The organism is Achromobacter sp. DH1f (genome assembly GCF_000633435.1).
Taxonomy (GTDB): domain Bacteria; phylum Pseudomonadota; class Gammaproteobacteria; order Burkholderiales; family Burkholderiaceae_B; genus Achromobacter; species Achromobacter deleyi.
On the sequence record NZ_AYMF01000024.1, the window covers coordinates 70,473 to 94,071 of the forward strand.

Annotated in this window: 24 protein-coding genes; 18 read left to right on the forward strand and 6 right to left on the reverse strand. The window is 67.4% G+C overall.

Going from position 1 to position 23,599, the window contains the following annotated elements:
- The first annotated feature begins 14 nt into the window (after positions 1–14).
- Genes fliS through U858_RS0119625 form a run of 5 tightly spaced genes read left to right on the forward strand, consistent with a single transcriptional unit; the run spans position 15 to position 3,330 of the window.
- Entirely contained in the window at positions 15–443 is a 429-nt protein-coding gene (fliS, locus tag U858_RS0119605) for a flagellar export chaperone FliS (protein WP_025138862.1), read from the forward strand.
- Between the two features lie 47 nt (positions 444–490).
- Complete coding sequence (locus tag U858_RS0119610; RefSeq protein WP_025138863.1) at positions 491–844, forward strand: flagellar protein FliT; 354 nt, start codon at positions 491–493, stop codon at positions 842–844.
- On the forward strand, positions 841–2,193 hold the full coding sequence (locus U858_RS0119615) for a flagellar hook-length control protein FliK (protein WP_025138864.1): 1,353 nt from the start codon (positions 841–843) through the stop codon (positions 2,191–2,193). Before U858_RS0119610 ends, U858_RS0119615 begins: the two co-directional genes overlap by 4 nt.
- Positions 2,193–2,507 carry an EscU/YscU/HrcU family type III secretion system export apparatus switch protein gene (locus tag U858_RS0119620; RefSeq protein ID WP_051593634.1) on the forward strand — a complete coding sequence of 105 codons (315 nt, stop codon included), beginning with the start codon at positions 2,193–2,195 and terminating at the stop codon, positions 2,505–2,507. Before U858_RS0119615 ends, U858_RS0119620 begins: the two co-directional genes overlap by 1 nt.
- A gap of 25 nt (positions 2,508–2,532) precedes the next feature.
- Positions 2,533–3,330: a flagellar brake protein gene (locus tag U858_RS0119625; RefSeq protein WP_025138866.1), complete on the forward strand. Its 798-nt coding sequence runs from the start codon at positions 2,533–2,535 to the stop codon at positions 3,328–3,330.
- Positions 3,331–3,451: 121 nt separating this feature from the next.
- Here the strand turns inward: U858_RS0119625 and fliE are convergent, their stop codons facing one another.
- Positions 3,452–3,784 (reverse strand): flagellar hook-basal body complex protein FliE, encoded by a 333-nt coding sequence (gene fliE / locus U858_RS0119630; RefSeq protein WP_025138867.1) that lies wholly within the window; start codon positions 3,782–3,784, stop codon positions 3,452–3,454.
- 341 nt (positions 3,785–4,125) lie between these two features.
- Here fliE and fliF point away from each other — a divergent pair, with 341 nt between their 5' ends.
- The 13 genes from fliF (at position 4,126) to fliR (ending at position 15,428) form a co-directional block, all read left to right on the forward strand.
- A complete protein-coding gene (gene fliF / locus U858_RS0119635; RefSeq protein WP_025138868.1) occupies positions 4,126–5,805 on the forward strand; it encodes a flagellar basal-body MS-ring/collar protein FliF in 1,680 nt (559 codons plus the stop codon).
- A complete protein-coding gene (fliG, locus tag U858_RS0119640) occupies positions 5,795–6,805 on the forward strand; it encodes a flagellar motor switch protein FliG (protein ID WP_025138869.1) in 1,011 nt (336 codons plus the stop codon). Before fliF ends, fliG begins: the two co-directional genes overlap by 11 nt.
- Positions 6,798–7,541 (forward strand): flagellar assembly protein FliH, encoded by a 744-nt coding sequence (gene fliH / locus U858_RS0119645; protein ID WP_025138870.1) that lies wholly within the window; start codon positions 6,798–6,800, stop codon positions 7,539–7,541. Before fliG ends, fliH begins: the two co-directional genes overlap by 8 nt.
- A complete protein-coding gene (fliI, locus tag U858_RS0119650) occupies positions 7,538–9,013 on the forward strand; it encodes a flagellar protein export ATPase FliI (RefSeq protein WP_025138871.1) in 1,476 nt (491 codons plus the stop codon). Before fliH ends, fliI begins: the two co-directional genes overlap by 4 nt.
- Entirely contained in the window at positions 9,006–9,455 is a 450-nt protein-coding gene (gene fliJ / locus U858_RS0119655; RefSeq protein ID WP_025138872.1) for a flagellar export protein FliJ, read from the forward strand. Before fliI ends, fliJ begins: the two co-directional genes overlap by 8 nt.
- 16 nt (positions 9,456–9,471) lie before the next feature.
- Complete coding sequence (locus U858_RS0119660) at positions 9,472–10,839, forward strand: flagellar hook-length control protein FliK (RefSeq protein WP_025138873.1); 1,368 nt, start codon at positions 9,472–9,474, stop codon at positions 10,837–10,839.
- Positions 10,840–11,009: 170 nt separating this feature from the next.
- The gene (fliL, locus tag U858_RS0119665) at positions 11,010–11,621 is read left to right on the forward strand and encodes a flagellar basal body-associated protein FliL (RefSeq protein WP_025138874.1); all 612 of its coding nucleotides are present in this window, start codon (positions 11,010–11,012) and stop codon (positions 11,619–11,621) included.
- 2 nt (positions 11,622–11,623) lie between these two features.
- Complete coding sequence (fliM, locus tag U858_RS0119670) at positions 11,624–12,631, forward strand: flagellar motor switch protein FliM (protein ID WP_025138875.1); 1,008 nt, start codon at positions 11,624–11,626, stop codon at positions 12,629–12,631.
- Positions 12,624–13,172 (forward strand): flagellar motor switch protein FliN, encoded by a 549-nt coding sequence (gene fliN / locus U858_RS0119675; protein ID WP_025138876.1) that lies wholly within the window; start codon positions 12,624–12,626, stop codon positions 13,170–13,172. Before fliM ends, fliN begins: the two co-directional genes overlap by 8 nt.
- Positions 13,173–13,185: 13 nt before the next feature.
- Entirely contained in the window at positions 13,186–13,509 is a 324-nt protein-coding gene (gene fliO, locus U858_RS0119680) for a flagellar biosynthetic protein FliO (RefSeq protein WP_025138877.1), read from the forward strand.
- 23 nt (positions 13,510–13,532) lie between these two features.
- Positions 13,533–14,321: a flagellar type III secretion system pore protein FliP gene (gene fliP / locus U858_RS0119685; RefSeq protein ID WP_025138878.1), complete on the forward strand. Its 789-nt coding sequence runs from the start codon at positions 13,533–13,535 to the stop codon at positions 14,319–14,321.
- Positions 14,322–14,334: 13 nt separating this feature from the next.
- Complete coding sequence (gene fliQ / locus U858_RS0119690) at positions 14,335–14,604, forward strand: flagellar biosynthesis protein FliQ (RefSeq protein ID WP_025138879.1); 270 nt, start codon at positions 14,335–14,337, stop codon at positions 14,602–14,604.
- A gap of 35 nt (positions 14,605–14,639) precedes the next feature.
- Positions 14,640–15,428 (forward strand): flagellar biosynthetic protein FliR, encoded by a 789-nt coding sequence (fliR, locus tag U858_RS0119695; RefSeq protein WP_025138880.1) that lies wholly within the window; start codon positions 14,640–14,642, stop codon positions 15,426–15,428.
- 85 nt (positions 15,429–15,513) lie between these two features.
- Here the strand turns inward: fliR and U858_RS0119700 are convergent, their stop codons facing one another.
- The 5 genes from U858_RS0119700 to U858_RS0119720 all read right to left on the reverse strand — a co-directional run bounded on the left by U858_RS0119700 (position 15,514) and on the right by U858_RS0119720 (position 23,533).
- The gene (locus U858_RS0119700) at positions 15,514–17,109 is read right to left on the reverse strand and encodes a PAS domain-containing methyl-accepting chemotaxis protein (RefSeq protein ID WP_025138881.1); all 1,596 of its coding nucleotides are present in this window, start codon (positions 17,107–17,109) and stop codon (positions 15,514–15,516) included.
- Between the two features lie 180 nt (positions 17,110–17,289).
- Positions 17,290–19,020 carry a methyl-accepting chemotaxis protein gene (locus U858_RS0119705; RefSeq protein WP_025138882.1) on the reverse strand — a complete coding sequence of 577 codons (1,731 nt, stop codon included), beginning with the start codon at positions 19,018–19,020 and terminating at the stop codon, positions 17,290–17,292.
- 141 nt (positions 19,021–19,161) lie between these two features.
- Positions 19,162–19,632 (reverse strand): hypothetical protein, encoded by a 471-nt coding sequence (locus U858_RS0119710; protein ID WP_025138883.1) that lies wholly within the window; start codon positions 19,630–19,632, stop codon positions 19,162–19,164.
- 29 nt (positions 19,633–19,661) lie between these two features.
- The gene (locus U858_RS0119715; RefSeq protein ID WP_025138884.1) at positions 19,662–21,551 is read right to left on the reverse strand and encodes a methyl-accepting chemotaxis protein; all 1,890 of its coding nucleotides are present in this window, start codon (positions 21,549–21,551) and stop codon (positions 19,662–19,664) included.
- 104 nt (positions 21,552–21,655) lie between these two features.
- Positions 21,656–23,533 carry a methyl-accepting chemotaxis protein gene (locus U858_RS0119720; RefSeq protein WP_025138885.1) on the reverse strand — a complete coding sequence of 626 codons (1,878 nt, stop codon included), beginning with the start codon at positions 23,531–23,533 and terminating at the stop codon, positions 21,656–21,658.
- Positions 23,534–23,599 lie beyond the last annotated feature (66 nt).

Consider the following 23,599-nt stretch of genomic DNA (forward strand, 5'->3'; position numbering starts at 1 on the left):
TAGAAGATGCATTAATGACTTACGCCGCCCGCCGTCCCACAGGGTCCCACTCTGTCCGCTCCTACGCCGATATCGGCCTGGAAACCCAGGTGCTGGGCGCGAGCCCCGAGCGGCTGATCACCCTGTTGTATCTGGGGGCCCGGGCGGCGATCGGGCAGGCACGCATCCATATGCAGGAAGGCCGGATTGCCGATCGCGGCGCGGCTATCTCGAAAGCGATCAAGATCGTCGATGAAGGGTTGAAGACCGGGTTGAACATGGAGGCTGGCGGCGACATCGCCGCCAACCTCGCCAGGCTCTACGATTACATCGTCCGCACTTTGCTGATGGCGAATCTGAAAGCGGATGCCGAGCAACTCGACATCGCCGACCGCCTGCTGGCGGACCTGGCCGAGGCTTGGCAGACTTCCATCGACCGACCGGCTGGCGTGACGCAGCCCTGATGGCCCATTCCACGATTTCAGCCAGCCATCGAACGCCCGAGATTTCCATGACGTCCCTTACCCAGTACTCTTCTCCCATCCTGGAACACTACCAGGAGATCGCCCTCATCACGGGCGAAATGCTGACAGCCGCCCAGGCTGGCGACTGGGATGCGGCGATGGTCCATGGGCAGCAGTATTGCGAGCTGGTCGAGCGCCTGCGCGCCGCCGAACCCAAGGCGCCGCTGGACGAGGCGGGCCGCGCCATGAAATACGACCTGCTCGTGCGCATCCTGGAAAACGATGCCCTCACGCGCGACCTGGCGCTTCCGCAACTGGCCCGGCTGGGCGAACTGCTCGGCCGCATGAAGCGCCAGCAGACCCTGCTTTCGGCCTACGGCTACCAGGCGTCTGAAGAATGAGCGTAGGTCCCGCGGCACTCGGCAACGTCCTGGTGCAGCGGTTGGACGCCGTGCTTGGCACGACCATGTCCGCCGCGAACGCCAACCAGGTGTCGGGCGCGCGGCCCGATGCGGTCAGCCAGCCCGCCGGCCTGGACCGGCCCGGCTCGGCCGACGGTTCCAACCGCGACGCACGCCAAGGCGTGCAGACGGGCGGCGCCCGCGGCGACCGCCCGCCGACCGTTGTCGACGCGAAGACAGCCGCCGCGCTGGCGCTGGCTGCGCGCGGCCTGGTCACCAGCAGCGACACGACGGCATCGGCCCCGACCACGCTGGGCACCACCGCGCGCGCCATCCTGGCGCTGCTGGCCCAATACCCTGAAGCCGCGCCCGCGGTACAAGGCCGCGCGCCGCTCTGGACGCCGGACACTGCGGCGCAGCCCGCCGGCACGCCCGCACAGCCGGCCGCCGGCCAGCCTGCGGCGCAGCCACCCGCCCAGCCCGGCCAACCGCCCACGCAACCCGGCAACGCACCGCAGACGGCCCTGCCTGCCAGCACCGCCGCCGCCATGGCCGCGACCGCCGCCGCCGATCCCGCCGCAGACGCCCAGACCGCCGCCAAACCCAGCCGCCCTGCCGGCGCGGGCGATGCCCCGACTGGCGCCAAGGGCGCCGACGCCACCGCGCATGCCGCCCTGGCCGCGGCCGGTCCGTCGGCCCGCGCGCTGGGCCAGGCGCTGCGCACGGCCTTGCAGACCAGCGGCCTGTTCTACGAATCGCACCTGACCGACATGGTCTTTGGCCGCAGCAATCCGGCCCAGCTGCAACTTGAACCGCAAGCCAGGCTGACCAAGGCCGGCGTGCCGACCGACACCGACACCGCCCGCCCCCGCGCCGACGCGCCAGCCTCGGGCCGCGCCAGCGCTGACGCGCCGGCCACGCCCGGCTCGTCCAGCACGCCCGCGCCCGGCACCCCGGTCAGCGGCATCCACCAGGACCTGACCCTGCTGGTTCGCCAGCAACTGGACGTATTGGCCAACCAGACGCTGACCTGGCAAGGCGAAGCCTGGCCCGGCACGCCGATGGAATGGGAAGTGGAACGCGAGCCCTACGGCGGCGACCCCGATTCGGCCGTGCCCACCTGGGCCACCCGCCTGAAACTGGACCTGCCGCGCCTGGGCCTGGTCGACGCCCGGCTGAACCTGGCCGGCGATCAGATCGTGCTGCAACTGGTGGCCCCGCACAGCGCCACGGAAATCAATGACTCGTCGGACCAATTGCGGGCGCGCCTGTTGGCGTCGGGCCTGACGCTCAGCCATCTGGTGGTGAACGTGGTCGATCCGCGTCCCGTCATGCCGACGGATTTCTGATGAGCCTCGTTCCGCCCTCCGATACCGGCCCGAACGCCAACCGCAACGCGGCCGTCGCCATCTCCTACGACGAAAAAGACGGCGCCCCGCGGGTGGTGGCCAAGGGCTACGGCCAACTGGCCGACACGATCGTGCGCGCCGCCGAAGAGAATGGGCTGTATGTGCATGAATCCCGCGAGCTGGTCGGCCTGCTGATGCAGGTGGACCTGGATTCGCATATTCCTCCCCAACTCTACGTAGCAGTGGCAGAATTGCTGGCCTGGCTGTACCGCCTGGAATCGCGCGACCTTCCCGACGCCGCGCCGCCTGCCTGACCCCATTTCCCTGAGGACGATCACCGTGTTGGATGCCAGCGATCCGGAATTCCTGCTTACGCGGCCGGAAGACATGCGCGCCGCGCTGTTTGAATTGACGCACCCCGACAGCCACATCCTGGTGCGCGACGCCGCCGACCGCGAGATGGCGGTGCTGGTGCTGGGCGCCGACAAGCAGACCCGCCAGTTCTTCTGGCGGCCGCGCGACTACGCCGGCGCCGACTTCGAACAGTCGGACAGCATGGGGCTCTTGAGCGGCACGACCTTTCATTTCCACGCCACCGCCTACGGCGGCGTGCAGATCCGCTTCCGGGTGCAGCGCCCCGAAGTGATCCATTTCGACGACGGCAGCGCCGCGCTGATGTCGCCGTTTCCCGACCGCCTGGCCCGCATCCAGCGCCGCAAGATGTTCCGCGCGTCGCTGGCCGCCAGCGTCGGCCGCTGCCAGGCCAGCTGGCGCCCTGCCCCCACGGACAAGCCCATCAGTTTTTCGGTGCGCGATATATCGGTGGACGGCGTCGGCCTGCGGGTCGGCATGGCGGTGCAAGCCCTGCCCGAACGCGGCACGGTGCTGGAAGACGTGCAATTGGATTTTGGCGACCTGGGCCAGCTGAGCGCGCGCCTGGAAGTGCGCAACGTCTATCCGATTTCCGGCCAGCCCATGTCCCAGGCCACGAGCCCGGACGAGCCGGCGCCGGTGCATGTTTCCCTGACGGGCGAACCGCCCATGAGCCACCTGGGCGCGGTCTTCCTGGACCTGAATGCGCGCCAGGAAAACTGGCTGCAACAGGTGGTCTGGCGGCTAGAGAAAACTGCAAGGTAGACCAACGAGTTCGCGCGCAATGCGCGAAGCGCATCATCTACGCCAGAATGCCCGCCCGGCCGCCGGGCCGCCCCCTCGGGGGGCAGCTAGCCCGCGTAGCGGGCGCGGCGTGGGGGCAACATTACACGGCCATCGACGAGATTTCCTTGTAGGCCGCAACCAGCTTGTTGCGGACCTGGACGGCCGTCTGGAAGCCGATGCTGGCCTTCTGCATGTCGATCATGACGTCGTTGAGCGAGATGTCGGGGGCGCCCAGCTCGAAAGCCTTGGCCTGCGCCGACGCGGCGTTCTGGGCGCCGGTGACGCGGCGGATCGAGCGGTGCAACTCGGCGGCGAAACCATCGGGTTGGGCCACTGCCTCGCCCGCAGCCAGATTGCCGGTTTCCGCCTTGCTGACGACCGCGCGCATCTGCTGGAGCATGCTTTCGATGCCGGACAAGCCTGATACAGCCATTACGTTATTCCTTGCTGGTGGGACTACGCCAAAGATGCAAGGAGCGTAACGCCAGCGGCGCTGCGCCATTGCCGATAAAAACCGCCAAAACACCCGATATTTCCGCGAATGCGCCGGCCCGGCCGCCGCCGGGCGCACCCCGCTTCGGACCCGGGTTTCACCCTGTTGCGGACATAGGGGATAAGTAACGCCAAAAAACCGCTGTTTTCGACGATTGGGTTTGCTAACGCAGCAGCAATAATCCAGGCTCTCCCCAGACCAGAAGCACGTTGCATGTGTAATCTGCCCTACCCGAACATGAAGTCATTTTCCCTGCTCCGCGAAGCCAGCGGGAGCCGCCAATGAATCAGCAGGCTACCCTGAGCGCGTCGCTTCTGGCGAAGTTTCCCGTGTTGGAAAGGATCCGCGCGCTGCCCAAGCCCATTTTGCTGGGCGCGGCCGCGGCGCTTGTCGCGATCATTGTCGCCGTGGCGATGTGGAGCAGCGAACCCAAGTACAAGGTGCTGTTCTCGAACCTGGACGACCGCGATGGCGGCGCCATCGTGACGGCCCTGGGCACCATGAACGTGCCCTACAAGTACAACGACACGGGCACCGCCCTGCTGGTGCCGGCCGACCGCGTCTATGACGCCCGTCTGCAGCTGGCCTCGCAAGGCCTGCCGCGCGGCGGTTCGGTCGGCTTCGAGCTGATGGACAACGCCCGCTTCGGCGCCAGCCAGTTCGCCGAACAGATCAACTACCAGCGCGGCCTGGAAGGCGAGCTGGCGCGTTCGATCGAATCGATGCACACCGTGCAGCACGCCCGCGTGCACCTGGCCATGCCGCGCCAGTCGCTGTTCGTGCGCGAACGCCAGCCGCCGACCGCCTCGGTGCTGTTGAACGTCTACCCTGGCCGCAGCCTGTCTGACGCCCAGGTTTCGGCCATTTCCTGGCTGGTTGCTTCCAGCGTGCCGGAACTGACCGCCGAGAACGTCTCGATCGTCGACCAGAACGGCCGCCTGCTGTCCTCGCCGCTGGGCGAAGGCCGCGGCATGGACGCCGACCAGACGCGCATGGTTCGCGAAACCGAACAGCGTACCGTCGAACGCATCCTGACCATCCTGAACCCGCTGGTCGGCCCGGGCAACGTGCACGCCCAGGCCAGCGCCGAAATGGATTTCGCGCGCCGCGAGGAAACCTCCGAGGTCTACCGCCCCAACCAGGAGCCCGGCCAGTCGGCCGTGCGCAGCCAGCAGACCAGCGACTCGACCCAGCGCGGCATCAACCCCGCCCAGGGCGTGCCCGGCGCCTTGTCGAACCAGCCCCCGGGCAACGCCCAGGCCCCGATCGCCAACCCGCCCCAGGCCCAGCCGCCCCGCCCCGGCCAGCCGCAGCAGCCCAACGCCCAACAGCAGCAGCAACAACAGCAGCAACAGACGGGCACCCAGGCCGCCGGCGGCAGCCTGAACGAGCGCCGCGACGCCACCACCAACTACGAAGTGGACCGCACGATCAGCCACATCAAGCAGCCCGTGGGCAACTTGAAGCGCCTGTCGGTGGCCGTGGTCGTGAACTACATCCGCGACAAGGACGGCGAGCCCCAGGCCCTGCCGCCGGAAGAACTGAACAAGCTCACCAACCTGGTGCGCGAAGCCATGGGCTATTCCGAAAGCCGTGGCGATTCGCTGAACCTGGTCAACAGCCAGTTCAACGACGGCCCGCCGGCACTGCCGATGTGGCGCGATCCGGAAATGATTTCGCTGTTCAAGACCATCCTGGCCTGGCTGGTGGGTGGCGTACTGGCCCTGTGGCTGTACCGCAAGGTTCGCCGCACCGTGGGCGAGTACCTGTACCCGCCGGTGGATCCGGAAGTGGCCGAAGCCGAGCGCATCGAAGCCCAGCGCGAGGCCCAGGACCTGGCCCGCGCCAAGGAAACGGACCGCTACCAAGACAACCTGGACCGCGCCCGCACGATGGCGAACAAGGATCCGCGCGCCGTCGCGATGGTCCTGCGCACCTGGATGACCAAAGATGAAAAATGATTCCAAACCCATGGACGGCATGACGCGCAGCGCCGTCCTGATGATGTCGCTGGGCGAAGACGCGGCGGCCGAGGTCTTCAAGTACCTGTCGGCCCGTGAAGTCCAGCAGGTCGGCGCCGCCATGGCCAGCCTGAAACAGGTGACCCGCAACGACGTGGCCGTGGTGCTGGAGGAATTCCGCCAGGAAGCCGACCAGTTCATGGCCGTGACGCTGGGCTCGGACGACTACATCCGCACCGTGCTGACCAAGGCGCTGGGCAGCGACCGCGCCGCCGGCCTGATCGAAGACATCCTGGAAGCCGGCGAAGGCGGCAGCGGCATCGACGCCCTGAACTGGCTGGATCCGCACACCGTGGCCGAACTCATCGGCGACGAGCACCCGCAGATCATCGCGACGATTCTGGTGCACCTGGAGCGCGACCGCGCCGCCGGCGTGCTGGCGCTGTTGACCGACCGCCTGCGCAACGACGTCATGCTGCGCATCGCCACGTTCGGCGGCGTGCAGCCGGCCGCCTTGTCGGAACTGACCGAAGTGCTCAATTCCGTGTTGGCTGGCCAGGGCGCCAAGCGCAGCAAGATGGGCGGCGTGCGCACCGCGGCCGAGATCCTGAACATGATGAATTCGGCCGAAGAGGAAACCGTGGTCGCCAGCCTGCGCGAACGCGACAACGACCTGGCCCAGAAGATCATCGACGAGATGTTCGTGTTCGACAACCTGCTCGACGTCGAAGACCGCGCCATCCAGCTCATCCTCAAGGAAATCGACAACGACACGCTCATGGTCGCGCTCAAGGGCGCCCAGGAAGAGCTGCGCGCCAAGTTCCTGCGCAACATGTCCAGCCGTGCCGCCGAAATGCTGCGCGAAGACCTGGAAGCGCAAGGCCCGATCCGCATGTCGAAGGTCGAGACCGAACAGAAGAAGATCCTGCAGATCGCGCGCCGCCTGGCCGAAAGCGGCCAGATCGTGCTGGGCAATTCCGGAGACGACGCGTATGTCTGAAGCGGATACCGGCCAGTCGACGCTCATCTCGCGCAGCGCCGCCTGGCGCCGCTGGCAGATGCTGTCGTTCGACGAGCCGCCGCCCGTGGAAGTTGCGCCCGAACCGGAACCCGATCCGGGCCCCGATCCCGAAGTGGTGATGGCTCAGCTGCGCGCCCAGGCCATCGCCGAGGGCCGTGCAGAAGGTTTTGCGCAGGGCCACGCCGCCGGCCTGGAAGCCGGCCGCGCCGAAGGCCATGAAGCGGGCCTGGCCGCCGGGCGCGAAGCCGGCTACGCCGAAGGCCTGGCGCAAGCCCGCGAGCAAGGCGCAGAGGAAGCCCGGCAGCTGCATGCCCTGGTCGAAGCCTGCGCCACGTCCGTCGGCTCGCTCGAAGAAAAGATGGGCCAGAGCCTCTTGACGCTCGCGCTGGACATTGCCCAGCAGGTCGTGCGCACCACCCTGGCCGAGCAGCCCGAGACTGTGGCCAGCGCCGTGCGCGAAGTGCTGCACATCAACCCGACGGCCGGTGGCCAGATGCGCCTGTGGGCCAACCCGGCCGACATCGAACTGATCCGCCTGCACCTGGCCGACGAACTGAAAGAAGGCCACTGGCGCGTGCTGGCCGATGAATCCATCGCCCGCGGCGGTTGCCGCGCCGAGACGCCGTTCGGCGATATCGACGCCACGCTGCAGACCCGTTGGCGCCGCGTGGCGGCCTCGCTGGGCCGCAATGTGAATTGGGAGGAGCCGGCGTGAGCGGCAGCCAGGCCCCCGCGCAGCCCGGCCAGGCGGCCGTGCCCGTGATCGACCGCTGGCAGACCCAGCTGGAGATCGGCTCGATCCGCGCCGCCTCGACCGACCCGTGGCTGGTCAGCGGCAAGATCACCCGCGCGACCGGCCTGGTACTGCACGCCACCGGCCTGCGCCTGCCCGTGGGCGCCGCCGCCCGCATCGAGATCGCGCGCGGCCATGACCATTGGGCCGACGCCGAAGTCGTCGGCTTCGACGGCCATACCCTGTACCTGATGCCGCAGGCCGATATTTCCGGCCTGCCGCCCGGCGCCCGCGTGGTGCCCGGCGAACCGCCCGTGCAGCGCCAGATTCCGCTCCCACGCAAGGCCGAACTGAACGGCAACGCCAAGCCCCAGCTGGGCCGCCACCTGCCGGTGGGCAACGCCCTGCTGGGCCGCGTGCTCGATGGCGCCGGCCGGCCGCTGGACGGCCTGGGCCCGCTGACCGGGGCGGAACTGGCGCCGCTGTCGGCCCAACCGATCAACCCGCTGTCGCGCGCCCCGATCGATACCGTGCTGGATACCGGCGTGCGCGCCATTAACGGCCTCCTGACCGTTGGCCGCGGCCAGCGCATGGGCCTGTTCGCCGGCTCCGGCGTGGGCAAGAGCGTGCTGCTGGGCATGATGGCCCGCTACACCAAGGCTGACGTCATCGTGGTCGGCCTGATCGGCGAACGCGGCCGCGAAGTGAAGGAATTCATCGAGCACAACCTGGGCCCCGAGGGCCTGGCCCGCTCGGTGGTGGTCGCCGCGCCGGCCGACGTGTCGGCGCTGCTGCGCCTGCAGGGCGCCGCCTACGCCACGCGCCTGGCCGAGCACTTTCGCGACCAGGGCCTGGACGTGCTGCTGATCATGGATTCGCTGACCCGCTACGCTATGGCGCAACGCGAAATCGCGCTGGCCATCGGCGAGCCGCCGGCCACCAAGGGCTATCCGCCGTCGGTGTTCGCCAAACTGCCGATGCTGGTGGAACGCGCCGGCATGGGCGCACCCGGCCCCGGCGGCAAAGCCGGTTCGATCACCGCTTTCTATACCGTGCTGGCCGAAGGCGATGACCAGCAGGACCCGATCGCCGACTCGGCGCGCGCCATCCTGGACGGCCACGTGGTGCTGTCGCGCCACCTGGCCGAGGCCGGCCACTACCCCGCTATCGACATCGAAGCCTCGATTTCCCGCGCCATGACCTCGCTGATTCCGCAACAGCAGTTCGCGGTCGTGCGCCGTTTCAAGCAGACGCTGTCGCGCTACCAGCGCAATCGCGACCTGATCGCCGTGGGCGCCTACGCCGCCGGCAACGACCCGCAGCTGGACGATGCCATCGCCCGCTATCCGCGCCTGGAAGCCTTCCTGCAGCAGGATATCGGCGAAAACGTCGGCTACGAGGATGCGGTCAACCAGTTGCGCGCAAGCTTCGAATTGAGGGACACCTATGCCTAGCCAATTGCCCCTGGACATGCTGATCAACCTGGCCAAGGAGAGCACGGACGAAGCCGCCCGCCTGCTCGGCCGGCTCAGCGCCGAACGCACCAACGCCGAACGCCAGCTCGGCATGCTGCAGGACTACCGCCAGGACTACCTGGAACGCCTGCAGCAAGCCATGACGACCGGCATGTCGGCCAGCGACTGCCATAACTACCAGCGCTTCATCGGCACCCTGGACGACGCCATCGGCCAACAGCAGAACGTGCTGCGCCAGGCCGACGAGAACCTGGCCAAGGGCCGCCTTTACTGGCAGCAGGAAAAACGCAAGCTCAGTTCGTACGACGCCCTGGCGCAACGCGAATTGCGCGCGCAGGCCGTGGTGGAATCCCGCCGCGAGCAACGCGCCAACGATGAATACTCCGCCCGCCTGGTCCAGCGCCAGTCCGGGATGCACTAATTAGAGGAAGCCTGAGATGACCGCTCCCCTGCCCTTGCCCACCGTCGCGCCCGCCGCGCCGACCTCGATCGCCGACGCGCTCGGCGCCAAGTCGTCCGCCGTTTCGTCCAGGAAGGGCCCGTCCTTCTCTGACGTGCTGGCCCAACAGCGCCCGAACCAGGCTGCCGATGCGCGCCCGGCCAACGGCAACAACACCAAGACGCCGTCCAACAACGGCAAGACCACCAGCGATGCCGCCGGCAACGCCGAAAACGCCGCGGCCGGCGCGATCGACAACGCCGTGCAGACCGCCACCCAGGCCGAAGCCGGCGCGCTGGCCGTCGCCGCCGCGCAGCAACCGGTGACGCCGGTGGTGTTGCCGCAACAGACGCTGGAAATCGCCGCCCAGGCGGCCGAACAGGTGCAGTTGGCGCGTGGCGCCGCCCAGGCCGCCGCGACCGCCGTCAACACCGGTGCCGCCGTGGTACAGGCCGCCCTGACCGCCAACGACGCCGTCGCCACGCCGCGCGCGCCGGTGGCCGCCACCGCGCAGCAGGCCGAAGCCGCTGCCGCACAGGCCAGCCGCGATGCGCAGGTTGCGCTGCCGGTGGTCACCGCCGCCGTCAAGCCCGGCACCGCGCCCGCACCCGACGCGGCCCAGGCCAAGACGGCCCCGGCCGCCGAACTGCCGCGTCCGACGCCCGAAACCGCCGTGCCACGTGCCGCCACCCCGCGCGTGGCTGCCGAAGCCGCGCCCGCCGCGCCGCTGCACGCACGCCCCGAAGAAGAATCGAACGAGCCGGTGCTCAGCACCGCTCAGCAATTCCAGGTACCGCAGCACGCGACCGGCGCTCAGGATCACCTGGCCCAGGCCGTTGCCGCCGCCGTCCAGCGCCAGCAGCCCGCGCCGATCGCCAACCCTGCCAGCGTCGCCGTGCCGAACGTGCCAGTCGTCATGCAGGTGGCCACGCCCGTGGGCGGCACCCACTGGGGCACCGAACTGGGCCAGCAGATGGTGGTGATGAGCAACAACGTGCGCCAAGGCACCCAGACCGCCGAACTGCGCCTGGACCCGCCGGACCTGGGCCCCTTGCGCGTCAGCCTGAATCTGGCCGACGGCGTGGCCAGCGCCTCGTTCGTATCGGCCCATGCGTCCGTGCGCCAGGCGATCGAAACCGCGATCCCGCAACTGCAGCAGGCGCTGGCGCAGGCCGGCATCTCGCTGGGCCAGACCAGCGTCGGCGAGCAGGCCGCGCAACAGGAATTCGCGCAACAGAATGGCGGCGGTTCGCAGCGCCAGGGCGGCGGCAATGGCGCCGCGGTGGCCGATGGCGCAATCGATGGCCAGCCGGTCGCCGTGACGTCGCCGCGCAACGCCAATGCGTTGGTCGACACCTTCGCGTAACAATCCCGCGGCCCGCAGCTGGCAACGGTTGCGGGCAGTGCAGCAATAGCTTGAGATACGCGGCTTTCGCCCTGTTTTTCGCCTCCAAGAGGGAGCGGGATTTCGGGCAGAATGCTTTCATCCACTAAGAATCCGTTTTCATCAGCGGCAAAACACGCATCGACACCGAGATGGCGACTTCCAAACCCACAACCATGCCGCCGCGCGGCCCGCTTCCGACACGCTCTGGCGGCATCGGCCGCATTCTTCGCCCGTTGATCATGATCCTGGTGCTGCTGCTGGTGGCCGCCGCCAGCGCGGGCGCGACCTGGTTCATCACCCAGCGCATGCAGCCGCAAGGCGGCGCGCCGGTGCAACTGGGCGTGGGCCAGACGCCCGCCGGCCAACCGGGCCAGCCCGGCGCCGCGGGCCCGCAAGCCACGCCGACCACGTTCGTGGCCCCGCCGGCCACGCCGGCCGCCGTGCCCGCCCCGATCTTCGTGCCGATCGAAGCCTTCACGGTGACGCTGCAGAACGCCGACACCGAGCGCATCATGCACGTCGGCCTGACGCTGCGCGTGAGCGACGAGCAGACCCGCGTGCGCCTGGAAAAGTACATGCCTGAAGTGCGCAGCCGCATCCTGATGGTGCTGTCGTCGCAATCGCCTACCGGCGTGCAGACCCAACAAGGCAAGACCGACATGGCCAACGCCATCAAGCAAGCCGTCAACCGTCCGTTCTCGCCCATGCCGGACGGCCAGTATGTCACCGACGTACTGTTCACGGCGTTCGTGGTGCAATAAGCATGGCCTACGAGGCGTTTCTTTCGCAGGACGAAGTCGACGCGCTGCTGGCCGGCGTCACGGGCGAGAGCGACAGCAAAAAGGAATCCGCGGGCGCAAGCGACGGCGCCCGCGCCTATGACCTGAGTTCGCCCGACCGCGTGGTGCGGCGGCGCATGCAGACGCTGGAGCTCATCAACGAGCGGTTCGCGCGCCAGATGCGCAGCGTGCTGTTGAACTTCATGCGCCGCAGCGCCGACATCACCGTCGGCTCGATCAAGATCCAGAAGTACGCGGACTTCGAGCGCAACCTGCCCGTGCCGAGCAACCTGAACATGGTCCAGATGAAGCCGCTGCGCGGCACGGCCCTGTTCACGTACGACCCGAACCTGGTGTTCCTGGTCATCGACAGCCTGTTCGGCGGCGATGGCCGCTACCACACGCGCGTCGAAGGCCGTGACTTCACCACCACCGAGCAGCGCATCATCCGGCGCCTGCTCAACCTGACCCTGGAAAGCTACGGCAAGTCCTGGGACCCCGTCTATCCGATCGAGTTCGACTATGTCCGCTCGGAGATGCACACCAAGTTCGCCAGCATCACCGGCAACAATGAAGTGGTGGTCGTCACCTCGTTCCACATCGAATTCGGCGCGACCGGCGGCGACCTGAACATCTGCCTGCCCTACTCCATGATCGAGCCGGTGCGCGACCTGCTCACGCGGCCGCTGCAGGAAACCACGCTGGAAGAAGTAGACCAGCGCTGGTCGCAGCAGCTGTCGCGCCAGGTGCGCAGCGCCGACATCGACGTGGTTGCCGAATTCGCGCGCATCCCGTCCAACATCCGCGAACTGATGCGCCTGAAAGTCGGCGACATCCTGCCCGTGGATGTGCCGGAAACCGTCATCGCCAACGTCGACGGCGTACCGCTGATGGAATGCGGCTACGGCGTCTTCAATGGCCAGTACGCCCTGCGCGTGCAAAACATGTTTACCTACGATACCGAATCAAACGAGGCCCCCGACCATGACTGACAAGAACGAGCCCGGCACTGGCTCGTCCCCGGCCGACGACTGGGCCGACGCGCTCGCCGAACAATCCCGCGCCAATCCGCCCACCCAGGCGGATGGCCTGAAGCCCCAGGACGACTGGGCCGCCGCCATGGCTGAACAGACCGCCGCCACGCCGCCCGCGGCTGCCGCGCCGGCTGCCCCTGCGCCCGCACCTGCGGCGCCGGCCGCAGCCCCCGCGCAATCGGCGGCGCAATCGGTGTTCAAGCCCCTGGCCGGCAGCGCTGCCGGCACCGGCACCGACATCGACCTGATCATGGACGTGCCCGTCCAGCTGACGGTCGAGCTGGGCCGCACCCGCCTGACCATCAAGAACCTGCTTCAGTTGGGCCAGGGCTCGGTGGTGGAACTGGACGGCCTGGCCGGCGAACCGATGGACATCTTCGTGAACGGCTACCTGATCGCCCAGGGCGAAGTGGTGGTGGTGGAAGACAAGTACGGCATCCGCCTGACCGACATCATCACCCCGTCCGAACGCATCAACCGCCTGAACAACCGGCGTTGACGCGTTGTCCGCCATGAACGATTCCGCCCTGCTGCGCGTCATCATCGGCCTGGTGCTGGTGCTGGCCGCCATCCTGGCCGCGGCCTGGATGGCGCGCCGCGCCGGCCTCACCCAGCGCGGCGGCGGCAACCTGCTCAAGCAGGTCGCCAGCATGCCGGTGGGCGCGCGGCAGAGCATCGTCGTGGTCGAAATCGAAAATACCTGGCTGGTCGTGGGCGTGAGCCCCGGCCAGATCACCCCCCTGCATACCCTGCCCGCCGGCGAACTGCCGCAGGGCGCGCCGTTGCCGGCCGCCGCCTTCGCGGCCAAGCTGGGCCAGGCGCTCAAGCGCCGCTAGACGGCGCCCGTATTCCCCGGATCATGAGCTTGCCGACAAGCACCCTTCCCCGCGCCCGCCGCAACATGCTGCCCCTGCTGGGCGCCGCCGCGGTGCTGGGCCTGGCCCTGTTTCCGGCTGGCGTCATCGCCCAGGCGACCCTGCCCGCGCTGACCGCGACCCCAGGCCCGAACGGGTCCGAAACCTACTCGCTCAGCATGCAGACGCTGCTGCTGATGACGTCGCTGTCGTTCCTGCCGGCCGCGTTGCTGATGATGACGGGCTTTACCCGCATCATCATCGTGCTGGGTCTCTTGCGCAGCGCGATGGGCACGGCCATGTCGCCGCCGAACCACGTGCTGATCGGCCTGGCGCTGTTTTTGACCTTCTATACGATGTCGCCGGTGTTCGACAAGATCTACGCCGACGCCTACAAGCCCCTGTCCGAAGGCTCGATCCCGTTCGAGACCGCGGTCGAGCGGGCCGCCGGCCCGCTGCGCACCTTCATGCTGCATCAGACCCGCGAAAACGACCTGTCGCTGTTCGCCAACCTGGCCAAGCAACCGGCGCTGGACGATCCGTCGCAGGTGCCGCTGCGCATCCTGGTGCCGGCGTTCATCACCAGCGAACTCAAGACCGCGTTCCAGATCGGCTTCACCATCTTCATTCCGTTCCTCATCATCGACCTGGTGGTCGCCAGCGTGCTGATGGCCCTGGGCATGATGATGGTGCCGCCGGTAACCGTGGCGCTGCCGTTCAAGCTGATGCTGTTCGTGCTGGCCGACGGCTGGAACCTGCTGATGGGCTCGCTGGCCCAGAGCTTCTACCAATAGCCGGGGAATCGCCATGACCGCTGAAACCGTCATGACCATGACCTACCAGGCGATGAAAGTCGCGCTGGCGATGGCCGGTCCGCTCCTGATCATCACGCTGATCGTCGGCCTGGTCATCAGCATCTTCCAGGCCGCCACCCAGATCAACGAAATGACGCTGTCGTTCATTCCGAAGCTGCTGGCCATGTGCGGCGTGCTGGTGCTGCTGGGCCCCTGGCTGATCGGCATCATGGTCGACTACATCCGCCAGCTCATCGGCCAGATTCCCGGCCTGGTGTCGTAGCGGCGCGCGCCGCCGGCCCCGGGGAACGCGCCCACATGTTTTCCTTCACGATCGAACAGCTCAACGGCTGGATCGGCCAGTTCATCTGGCCGTTCGTGCGCATCCTGGCGCTGATCGGCACCGCTCCCCTTTTTTCCGAATCCACCGTGCCGGTCAAGGTCAAGGTCGGCCTGGCGTTCGTGCTGGCCGTGGCCGTCAGCCCGGCCCTGGACCCCGCACCGCCCATCGCCCCGGGTTCGTTTGCCGGCCTGTGGATGGTGATGCAGCAGGTGCTGATCGGCATCGCCATGGGCTTTTCCATGCGCCTGGTGTTCGCCGCGGCGCAGACGGCCGGCGAATTCGTCGGCCTGCAGATGGGCCTGTCGTTCGCCTCGTTCTTCGACCCCAGCACCGGCGCCAACACGGCCGTGCTGTCGCGCCTGTTCAACATCGTGGCGATGCTGACCTTCCTGGCGCTGGACGGCCACTTGCTGGTGCTGGCCGCGCTGGTGCGGTCGTTCGACACGCTGCCGGTCGCCGCCATCCAGCTGCACCAGAACGGCTGGGGCGTGGTGGTGGAATGGGGCAAGACCGTGTTCGTGTCGGGCCTGCTGCTAGCGCTGCCGCTGATCTGCGCGCTGCTCACCATCAACCTGGCCATGGGCATCCTGAACCGCGCCGCGCCGCAGCTGTCGGTGTTCTCCGTGGGCTTTCCGGTCAGCCTGATCGTGGGCGTGGTGCTGCTGACCGTGGTGCTGCCCAACTCGGGCCCGTTCCTGGAGGCCCTGTTCGAGTCCGGCCTGTCGACGATGAGCCGGGTGGCCGACGCCTTGGCGGGGCGCTAGATCTTTCTGCTTCGGGCATGAAAAAGCCGGCCACGATGAGCCGGCTTTTTGTTGGGCGGACCGGCCGAAGCCGGCCCCGCCAACCTCATTGCTGTCCGGTCAGGCGGAACACCCGGATCGTCTCGCGCAGCGCGCCCGACTGGTTGCCCAGCTGCAGCACGGCGCCGCCCAGTTCCTGCACCAGGGCCGTGTTCTGCACCGTCATCACATCCATCTGCGAGACCGCGGTGTCGACCTGCTCGATGCCGCTGGACTGTTCCTGCGACGCCTGCGAGATCTCGCCGATGATGTCGGTCACGCGGTGCACGGCGGCCACGATCTCTTGCATGGTGGCGCCCGCCTGTTCGGCCTGGGCCGAGCCTTCGGTGACGCGATCGACCGAATCCTCGATCAGGCCCTTGATCTCCTTGGCGGCCTGCGCGCTCTTTTGCGCCAGGCTGCGCACTTCGCCCGCCACCACCGCGAAGCCCTTGCCGGACTCGCCCGCCCGCGCCGCTTCCACGGCGGCGTTCAGGGCCAGGATGTTGGTCTGGAACGCGATGCCTTCGATGATGCTGACGATGTCGACGATCTTGCGTGAGCTGTCGGAAATGCCGTGCATGGTGTTGACCACCTGCCCCACCGCCACGCCGCCGCGCCGCGCCACGTCCATGCTGCTGGCGGCCAGTTGATTGGCCTGGCGAGCATTGTCGGCGTTCTGGCGCACGGTGGACGTCAGCTGTTCCATGCTGGCGGCCGTCTGCTGCAGCGACGCGGCCTGGCCTTCGGTGCGGCCGGCCAGTTCCTGGTTGCCGCGGGCGATGTGCACGGCCGCCTGGGTCGTGCCCTCGATGCCGCGATAGACGTCCTGGGCAATGCCGACCAGGCTCTTGCGCATGACTTCCAGCGAGAACTTCAAGCTGCCGATCTCGTCGTCGGAATCGGCCACGATCTGGGTCGTCAGGTTGCCGGCGGCGACCTGGCGGGCCATGTTGGCCGCGTCCACCATCGGTTCCAGCAGCGAGCGCGACAGGCTCCAGCCCAACGCGAAGATGCCGACCACGCCCAGCGCCAACAGGCCGCAGGCCAAGCCGGCGCCAGTGGCATCCAGCGTGTCCCAGTTGGCGCGCAGGCCATAGGCGCCCGCCGCCACCACGATGCCTGACGACAGCAAGGCATGGCGGAACATGCGGCTGCGCACGCTACGCTTGAAGGGAAAGGCCAGCACGTCCAGGCTGCGGCGCCAGCCGGCCCGCACCGGGCGGCCGCGTTCGATCCGCACGCCGCGGGCACGGCCTTCGCGAATGCGGGCGTACAGCGCTTCGGCCATCTCGATCTGCTCGTCGCTGGGACGCACGCGCACCGACGAATACGCCACCACCTCGCCGTTCTCGACGATGGGCGTGGCATTGGCCAGCACCCAGTAGTAGCCCCCGTCCTTGCGGCGGTTCTTGACCAGACCCAGCCACGACTCGCCGGCCTCCAGCGTCTGCCACAGGTCTTCATAGGCCTCGGGCGGCATGTCCGGATGGCGCACGATGTTGTGGGCCTTGCCGATCAATTCTTCGCGGGAAAATCCGCTGACCTCGACAAAAGCCGGATTCGCGTAAAGGATGCGGCCCTTGGTATCGGTACGCGAGATCAGGTACTGATCCTCGCGCAGCTTGGTTTCCACATCATTGACTGGAAGGTTCACGCGCACAGCTTGTCTCCGGTTTACATCATATCGAGCCACGGCCTGTACACCGGCCAGGTTTCAGGCGTTATTGTCATTAACGACAATATTTTCGAAAACTTAACGGCCAATAGCTTTCGCCCCGACGGCCGCGAACGGGCGCCGGGGCGAAGATGCCGGTCAGCGGCCCGGGCGGGCCGCGGCGGATCAGTCCTGGGTCAGCGTCGGGGCCGAGTAGCCGCCCAGTTGCTGCGCCGGCACTTCGATCACTTCGCCGGCATTGATCTTGAACACGGCCACGGCCTCGGACAGGCGATGGGCCTGTTCCTGCAGCGAGCCGGCCGCGGCAGCGGCCTCTTCCACCAGCGCCGCGTTCTGCTGCGTCACTTCGTCCATCTGCGAGACCGCGCGGTTCACCTGGTCGATGCCGCTGGACTGCTCCTCGGACGCCGCCGAGATCTCGCCCATGATGTCGGTAACGCGCTTCACCGATGCCACGATTTCCTGCATCGTGGCACCCGCGCGTTCGACCTGCTGCGAACCGGCGCCCACCTTGGTCACCGAGTCCTCGATGAGGCCCTTGATTTCCTTGGCCGCCTGGGCGCTGCGCTGCGCCAGCGAGCGCACTTCGCCCGCCACCACCGCAAAGCCCTTGCCCTGTTCGCCCGCACGGGCCGCTTCCACGGCCGCGTTCAGCGCCAGGATGTTGGTCTGGAAGGCGATGCCGTCGATGACCGACACGATTTCCGAGATCTTGCGCGAGCTGGCCGAAATGCCCTGCATCGTGTTGACCACTTCGGCCACGGCGGAACCGCCACGCTCGGCCACGTCCGACGCGCTGGCCGCCAGCTGATTGGCCTGGCGTGCGTTGTCGGCGTTCTGCTTCACGGTCGAGGCCAGCTCTTCCATCGAGGCGGCGGTTTCTTCCAGCGACGCGGCCTGCTCTTCCGTACGGCTGGACAGGTCGGTGTTGCCGGCGGAAATTTCACGCGAACCCACCGTGATCTCGTCCACGCCACGGCGCACCGTGGCCACGGTGCGGGTCAGGCTTTCCTGCATGCGCTTGAGCGCGGCGAACAGTTGGCCGATTTCGTTGTGCGAACGCACCTCGACGCGGCTGGTCAGGTCGCCTGCGGCGATCTTGTCGAAATGCTGGCCGGCTTCCACCAGCGGGCGCACCACCAGGCGGCCGAACAGCACGCGGCAGAACACCATCAGCACCAGGGCCAGGCCCACGGCCACGGCCACCGCGATCATGGCGCGGTTGAAGTTGGTCTCGGCCTGGTCGATCGTGGCCTGCTGCTGGTCGGAAATGTACTTGCCGAACTCGTTGATGGCCTCGATGAAGGCGGCGCTGCGCGGCGTGCCGTATTCATTGTTGACCATGTAGAACGTGGAATAGTCTTCGCTGCGCAGGGCTTCGACCATGGTGTCCACGCCGTCATCGATGTACGAACGGTAGCGACGCACCAGGTTCATGGACAGCTGGCGACCGGTGTCGTCCTGCAGCATGTTCTTCTGGAAATCGGCGAAGCGGCTGCGCACGCCGGTCAGGAGATCGGTGGCGCCCTTCAGGGCTGCCGCGGCGTCACGGGCCGAGTTCTCGCCGCTGCCCCAGCCGGATTCCTGCAGGTGGCGGGCCGCGACCATCAGGCTGACGCGGGCGCGCAGCATGTCGCTGTTGATGACTTCGACCTGCTTGGAACGCTCGGTCAGCGCATTGACCTCGCGAATGGATTCGTAGTTGTGCTGCAGGAAGAACGCGGCCAGGCCGCCCACCGCCGCAATCAGCACGGCAAAGAACGCCATGACCCACAACAGCATCGTGCCGACGCGGGCATCGCGCAGCCTGAGTTTGCGCTTCACCTTGGGCGCGCGCGCGGCCTTTTTCTTACCGACCTTGCCGGACTTCGCACCGGTTTCCAGACTCGCTTCCATATTTTTTCCCCATCCCTCAGGAACTGCTCTGACCAAATGAAAAACCACCCCGGCGCGCCGTCCTTGCAGAACGGGCACGCATCAGGGCGACGTACACACCGGCCGCGAAGCCGGGGCGCTCTCTGCGGACAACCAGGGGGCTTACGACCCCTTGCGCGTCGATTCGGGCGGCGCAGCCGGCACCGGAATGACGATGGTTTCCACCTCGGGGGCCGGCGCGGGTTGCTGCGCCCATTCCTGACTGGCGTCAGGCACGGGCGCGGGGCCCAGCAATTTCTGGCGTTCCCAGGGTTCCAGCAGAATATTGGTGCTGTCGACAAGGCGCATCAGCCGGCCATCGGGGCCGAACTGCAACAGCGCCTCTTTGCGGCTGTACAGGCCGTCGGGGACAAACGTGATCTTGAAGGACCAGAGGGCGAGGAAGGTGCCGTCGGTCTGCTTGTAGAACTTGTCGGGCGGCGCGGTAAGCGCTCGCGAGGCCTCTTCCAGCGTCGTCTGCCCCGGCGTCAGGGTCGACAGCTTGCCGGGGTCGAAGTTGTGCCCCGTCGCGGAACAGCCCGCGATCAACGCCGCAATCGCCGCGGCAGCCAGAAGATGTAGATAGCCTCGCATACCTGCCCGTTTACCGGTCGAAACCGGCGTCAAAAAGATTCCCAATCGTCATCCGACGGTGCCTGGCGGCGCGTGGCCGCAGGCGCCGGTTTGGCTTCGTTTGCCGCTGCGGCCGGACGCGGCGCAGGACGCCGCAGCGGCCGCGCAGCGCTGGCCGCTTCGGCCGGGGCCGGCTTGGCGCGTGCCGGCGCAGGCGCGCTGTGCGCCAGACGCACGGCGGGCGCCGCCCGACGCGTCGCCGCCGGTGCGGCAGCAATCTTGGCCTGCGGCGCCGGCGCGGCGGGCTGCGCCGCAGCCGGGGCCGCCACCCGCGGCGCGCTGCGCTGCTGGGCCAACTGGCGCGCCGGCACGTCGATCACGCCGCCTGCGTTGATCTTGAACACGGCCACGGCTTCAACCAGGCGTTCGGCCTGTTCCTGCAGCGAACCGGCCGCGGCAGCGGCTTCTTCCACCAGCGCCGCGTTCTGCTGCGTCACTTCGTCCATCTGCGACACCGCGCGGTTCACTTGATCGATGCCGCTGGACTGTTCTTCGGACGCGGCCGAGATCTCGCCCATGATGTCGGTGACGCGCTTCACCGATGCCACGATTTCCTGCATCGTGGCACCCGCGCGTTCGACCTGCTGCGAACCGGCGCCGACCTTGGTCACCGAATCCTCGATCAGGCCCTTGATTTCCTTGGCCGCCTGGGCGCTGCGCTGCGCCAGCGAGCGCACTTCGCCCGCCACCACCGCAAAGCCCTTGCCCTGCTCGCCGGCTCGGGCCGCTTCCACGGCCGCGTTCAGCGCCAGGATGTTGGTCTGGAAGGCAATGCCGTCAATGACCGACACGATTTCCGAGATCTTGCGCGAGCTGGCCGAAATGCCCTGCATCGTGTTGACCACTTCGGCCACGGCGGAACCGCCACGCTCGGCAACATCCGACGCGCTGGCCGCCAACTGGTTGGCCTGGCGCGCGTTGTCGGCGTTCTGCTTGACGGTCGAGGCCAACTGTTCCATCGAGGCGGCAGTTTCTTCCAGCGACGCGGCCTGCTCTTCCGTGCGGCTGGACAGGTCGGTATTGCCGGCCGAGATTTCGCGCGACCCCACATTGATCTCGTCCACGCCACGGCGCACGGCCGACACGGTGCGCGTCAGGCTTTCCTGCATGCGCTTGACGGCGGCCATCAGCGCGCCGATCTCGTTGGTGGAGTTGACTTCCACACGCGTGGTCAGATCGCCGCCCGCGATGCGGTCAAAGCTGTCGCTGACCTGGCGCAGCGGACGCAACACGACCCGGTTCATGAACAGGAAGGCGCCCAGCGACACCAACAGGATCACGACCGCCAGGGCGATGTAGACATACGTCATCACCGTGGCCTGCGAACGCGATGCCGCCACCTGCTCTTCGCTGTAGGTATTGATGGTGGCGGCGAACTCGGTCAACTGCTTGGAAAAGGCGCCGCTTGCGGCTGCCGTCTTGGTGTTCTTCAGGCTCAGATATTCGGCGTTGTCGCCCCGGTCCAGCGCGGCCAGCATCGCTTGCAAGCCGTCGGCAAAGCCATTGAACGAGGCCAGCAGCTGGCCTTCGGCGGTACGGCCGATGTCGGTGACCTTCGGAATGGCCTTGAAGCTGTCCAGCTTCTTCTTGGCATCGGTCATCAGCTGCTGCACGGTACGCGTGTTCTCCGCCGCACCCGCCTTGTCGCCCGCCGCGCGTTGCGCTGCGGCGAGATCGGCGCGAATGGTCGCGCGCAGCATCTGCACGTAGGCGTCCTTGATCAGATTGCTCTGTTGGACGCTCAGGCTGTCCAAGGCGTTGATCGCCTCGGTGTTGGACTGCATGTTGCTCCAACCCAAGGCAATGGCAACCAGCGCGGCCACGGCAACCGCCAACTGGGCAAGCATCAAGCCCGTGCGCACCTTCAGATTGCTAAACATTTTCCGATAGTTCCGGTGGTCGTCCGGGCGGCGCTGTCTGGCCGTCCGGACGTAAAGGGGAGTTGTTCTCTACGACCTGTTCAATGCAAGGACGGGCGTGACCGTCAGAAGGACTCCCAATCGTCATCCGCGGGCGGCGCGCGGCGGGCCGCGGCGGGGGCCGGCTTGAGCGGCTTGGCATCCGTAGCGTCGCTGGTCTTGACCACCGGACGGCGCAGCGGGCGTGCCGCCGTGGCGCCGCTGTTGGCGGTGGGTTTGGCGCGGGCGGGCTGGGCCAGGCGCGGCGCGGGCGCCGGCTTGGGGGCCGCAGCCGGCTCCGGCGCGGCCGGGGCCGCGGCTTGCCCCTCGGGGGCCGGTGCGGCCGCCGAGGTAGCGACCCGCGGCGCGCTGCGCTGCTGGGCCAACTGGCGCGCCGGCACGTCAATCACGCCGCCCGCATTGATCTTGAACACGGCCACGGCCTCGGCCAGGCGCTGGGCCTGTTCCTGCAGCGAACCGGCCGCGGCAGCGGCTTCTTCCACCAGCGCCGCGTTCTGCTGCGTCACTTCGTCCATCTGCGACACCGCGCGGTTCACCTGATCGATGCCGCTGGACTGCTCTTCGGACGCCGCCGAGATCTCGCCCATGATGTCCGTCACGCGCTTCACCGACGAGACGATTTCCTGCATCGTCGCACCCGCGCGCTCGACCTGCTGCGAACCGGCGCCCACCTTGGTCACCGAGTCCTCGATCAGGCCCTTGATTTCCTTGGCCGCCTGGGCGCTGCGCTGCGCCAGCGAGCGTACTTCGCCCGCCACCACCGCAAAGCCCTTGCCCTGTTCGCCGGCACGGGCCGCTTCCACGGCCGCGTTCAGCGCCAGGATGTTGGTCTGGAAAGCAATGCCGTCGATGACCGACACGATTTCCGAGATCTTGCGCGAGCTGGCCGAAATGCCTTGCATCGTGCTGACCACTTCAGCCACGGCGGAACCGCCGCGCTCGGCCACGTCCGACGCGCTGGCCGCCAGCTGGTTGGCCTGGCGCGCGTTGTCGGCGTTCTGCTTCACGGTCGAGGCCAGTTCTTCCATCGACGCCGCGGTTTCTTCCAGCGACGCCGCCTGTTGCTCGGTACGGCTGGACAGATCGGTGTTGCCCGCGGAAATCTCACGCGACCCGACGTTGATCTCGTCCACCCCACGGCGTACCGACGCCACGGTGCGGGTCAGGCTTTCCTGCATGCGCTTGATGGCGCCGAACAGTTGGCCGATTTCATTGGTGCTGCGGACGTCGATGCGGCCCGTGAAGTCGCCGCCCGAGATCTTCTCGAAATGGTCGCTGGCTTCGTGCAAGGGACGCAGCACCGTGCGGCTGATGAAAACCCAGCAACCCACCGCCAGCAGCAATGCAATGGCGAGCAAGGCGATCGTGACCGTGCGGGAAATCTTGTGGTCGACTTCGGCCTGCACCGCCAGTTCGTCGGTGCGCTTGTCGATGAAGCCCAGGTACGCATCGACCGCTTCGCGGAATTTGGTGTTGACGTTGCTGGCTGCGTCGTTCAGGTTCAGGTAGTCCTGGATGGCCATGTTGGCCAGCGCGGCCGACTGGCGCTTGAGCACGCTGTCGTATTCCTTGAGCGCGGCGTCCACGGCTTGCAGCAGCGGCTCGGTGCCGGGCAACTGCGGGGTCTTGCGAAAGGCGTCCATCATCTTGAACGCATCCTGCATCAGGCCTTCCGAGCGCTTGGCCTGCTGGGTCGCCTGCTCGGTCTTGCCCTGCTGCATGTCCATCAGCGACGTCGACAGCAACAGCCGCGCGCGCAGGAACACGGTGTAGGCGCGATTCAGCGGCACCGCCTGGTCCGAATACGCGTTATTGATCTGCTCCAGCTTGTCGTTGCTGGAATTCAATCCCATCCACGCCACGCCGTTGGAGATGAACATGGCGCCCGTGAAGAGCAACAACACCAAAACTATGCAGGTGCGAACTTTCAAATTGACAAGCATGAAATATCCGAGCGTTATGCAGCGTGAAACGACAAATTTCCTACCCTGCACGCACACACGGACGCT

Bases quoted from the DNA above. Each gene is read 5' to 3' on its own strand.
- fliS (WP_025138862.1), top strand. From the start codon at position 15: ATGACTTACGCCGCCCGCCGTCCCACAGGGTCCCACTCTGTCCGCTCC.
- U858_RS0119610 (WP_025138863.1), top strand. From the start codon at position 491: ATGACGTCCCTTACCCAGTACTCTTCTCCCATCCTGGAACACTACCAG.
- U858_RS0119615 (WP_025138864.1), top strand. From the start codon at position 841: ATGAGCGTAGGTCCCGCGGCACTCGGCAACGTCCTGGTGCAGCGGTTG.
- U858_RS0119620 (WP_051593634.1), top strand. From the start codon at position 2,193: ATGAGCCTCGTTCCGCCCTCCGATACCGGCCCGAACGCCAACCGCAAC.
- fliE (WP_025138867.1), bottom strand. From the start codon at position 3,784: ATGGCTGTATCAGGCTTGTCCGGCATCGAAAGCATGCTCCAGCAGATG.
- fliF (WP_025138868.1), top strand. From the start codon at position 4,126: ATGAATCAGCAGGCTACCCTGAGCGCGTCGCTTCTGGCGAAGTTTCCC.
- fliG (WP_025138869.1), top strand. From the start codon at position 5,795: ATGAAAAATGATTCCAAACCCATGGACGGCATGACGCGCAGCGCCGTC.
- fliH (WP_025138870.1), top strand. From the start codon at position 6,798: ATGTCTGAAGCGGATACCGGCCAGTCGACGCTCATCTCGCGCAGCGCC.
- fliJ (WP_025138872.1), top strand. From the start codon at position 9,006: ATGCCTAGCCAATTGCCCCTGGACATGCTGATCAACCTGGCCAAGGAG.
- U858_RS0119660 (WP_025138873.1), top strand. From the start codon at position 9,472: ATGACCGCTCCCCTGCCCTTGCCCACCGTCGCGCCCGCCGCGCCGACC.
- fliL (WP_025138874.1), top strand. From the start codon at position 11,010: ATGGCGACTTCCAAACCCACAACCATGCCGCCGCGCGGCCCGCTTCCG.
- fliM (WP_025138875.1), top strand. From the start codon at position 11,624: ATGGCCTACGAGGCGTTTCTTTCGCAGGACGAAGTCGACGCGCTGCTG.
- fliN (WP_025138876.1), top strand. From the start codon at position 12,624: ATGACTGACAAGAACGAGCCCGGCACTGGCTCGTCCCCGGCCGACGAC.
- fliO (WP_025138877.1), top strand. From the start codon at position 13,186: ATGAACGATTCCGCCCTGCTGCGCGTCATCATCGGCCTGGTGCTGGTG.
- fliP (WP_025138878.1), top strand. From the start codon at position 13,533: ATGAGCTTGCCGACAAGCACCCTTCCCCGCGCCCGCCGCAACATGCTG.
- fliQ (WP_025138879.1), top strand. From the start codon at position 14,335: ATGACCGCTGAAACCGTCATGACCATGACCTACCAGGCGATGAAAGTC.
- fliR (WP_025138880.1), top strand. From the start codon at position 14,640: ATGTTTTCCTTCACGATCGAACAGCTCAACGGCTGGATCGGCCAGTTC.
- U858_RS0119705 (WP_025138882.1), bottom strand. From the start codon at position 19,020: ATGGAAGCGAGTCTGGAAACCGGTGCGAAGTCCGGCAAGGTCGGTAAG.
- U858_RS0119710 (WP_025138883.1), bottom strand. From the start codon at position 19,632: ATGCGAGGCTATCTACATCTTCTGGCTGCCGCGGCGATTGCGGCGTTG.
- U858_RS0119715 (WP_025138884.1), bottom strand. From the start codon at position 21,551: ATGTTTAGCAATCTGAAGGTGCGCACGGGCTTGATGCTTGCCCAGTTG.
- U858_RS0119720 (WP_025138885.1), bottom strand. From the start codon at position 23,533: ATGCTTGTCAATTTGAAAGTTCGCACCTGCATAGTTTTGGTGTTGTTG.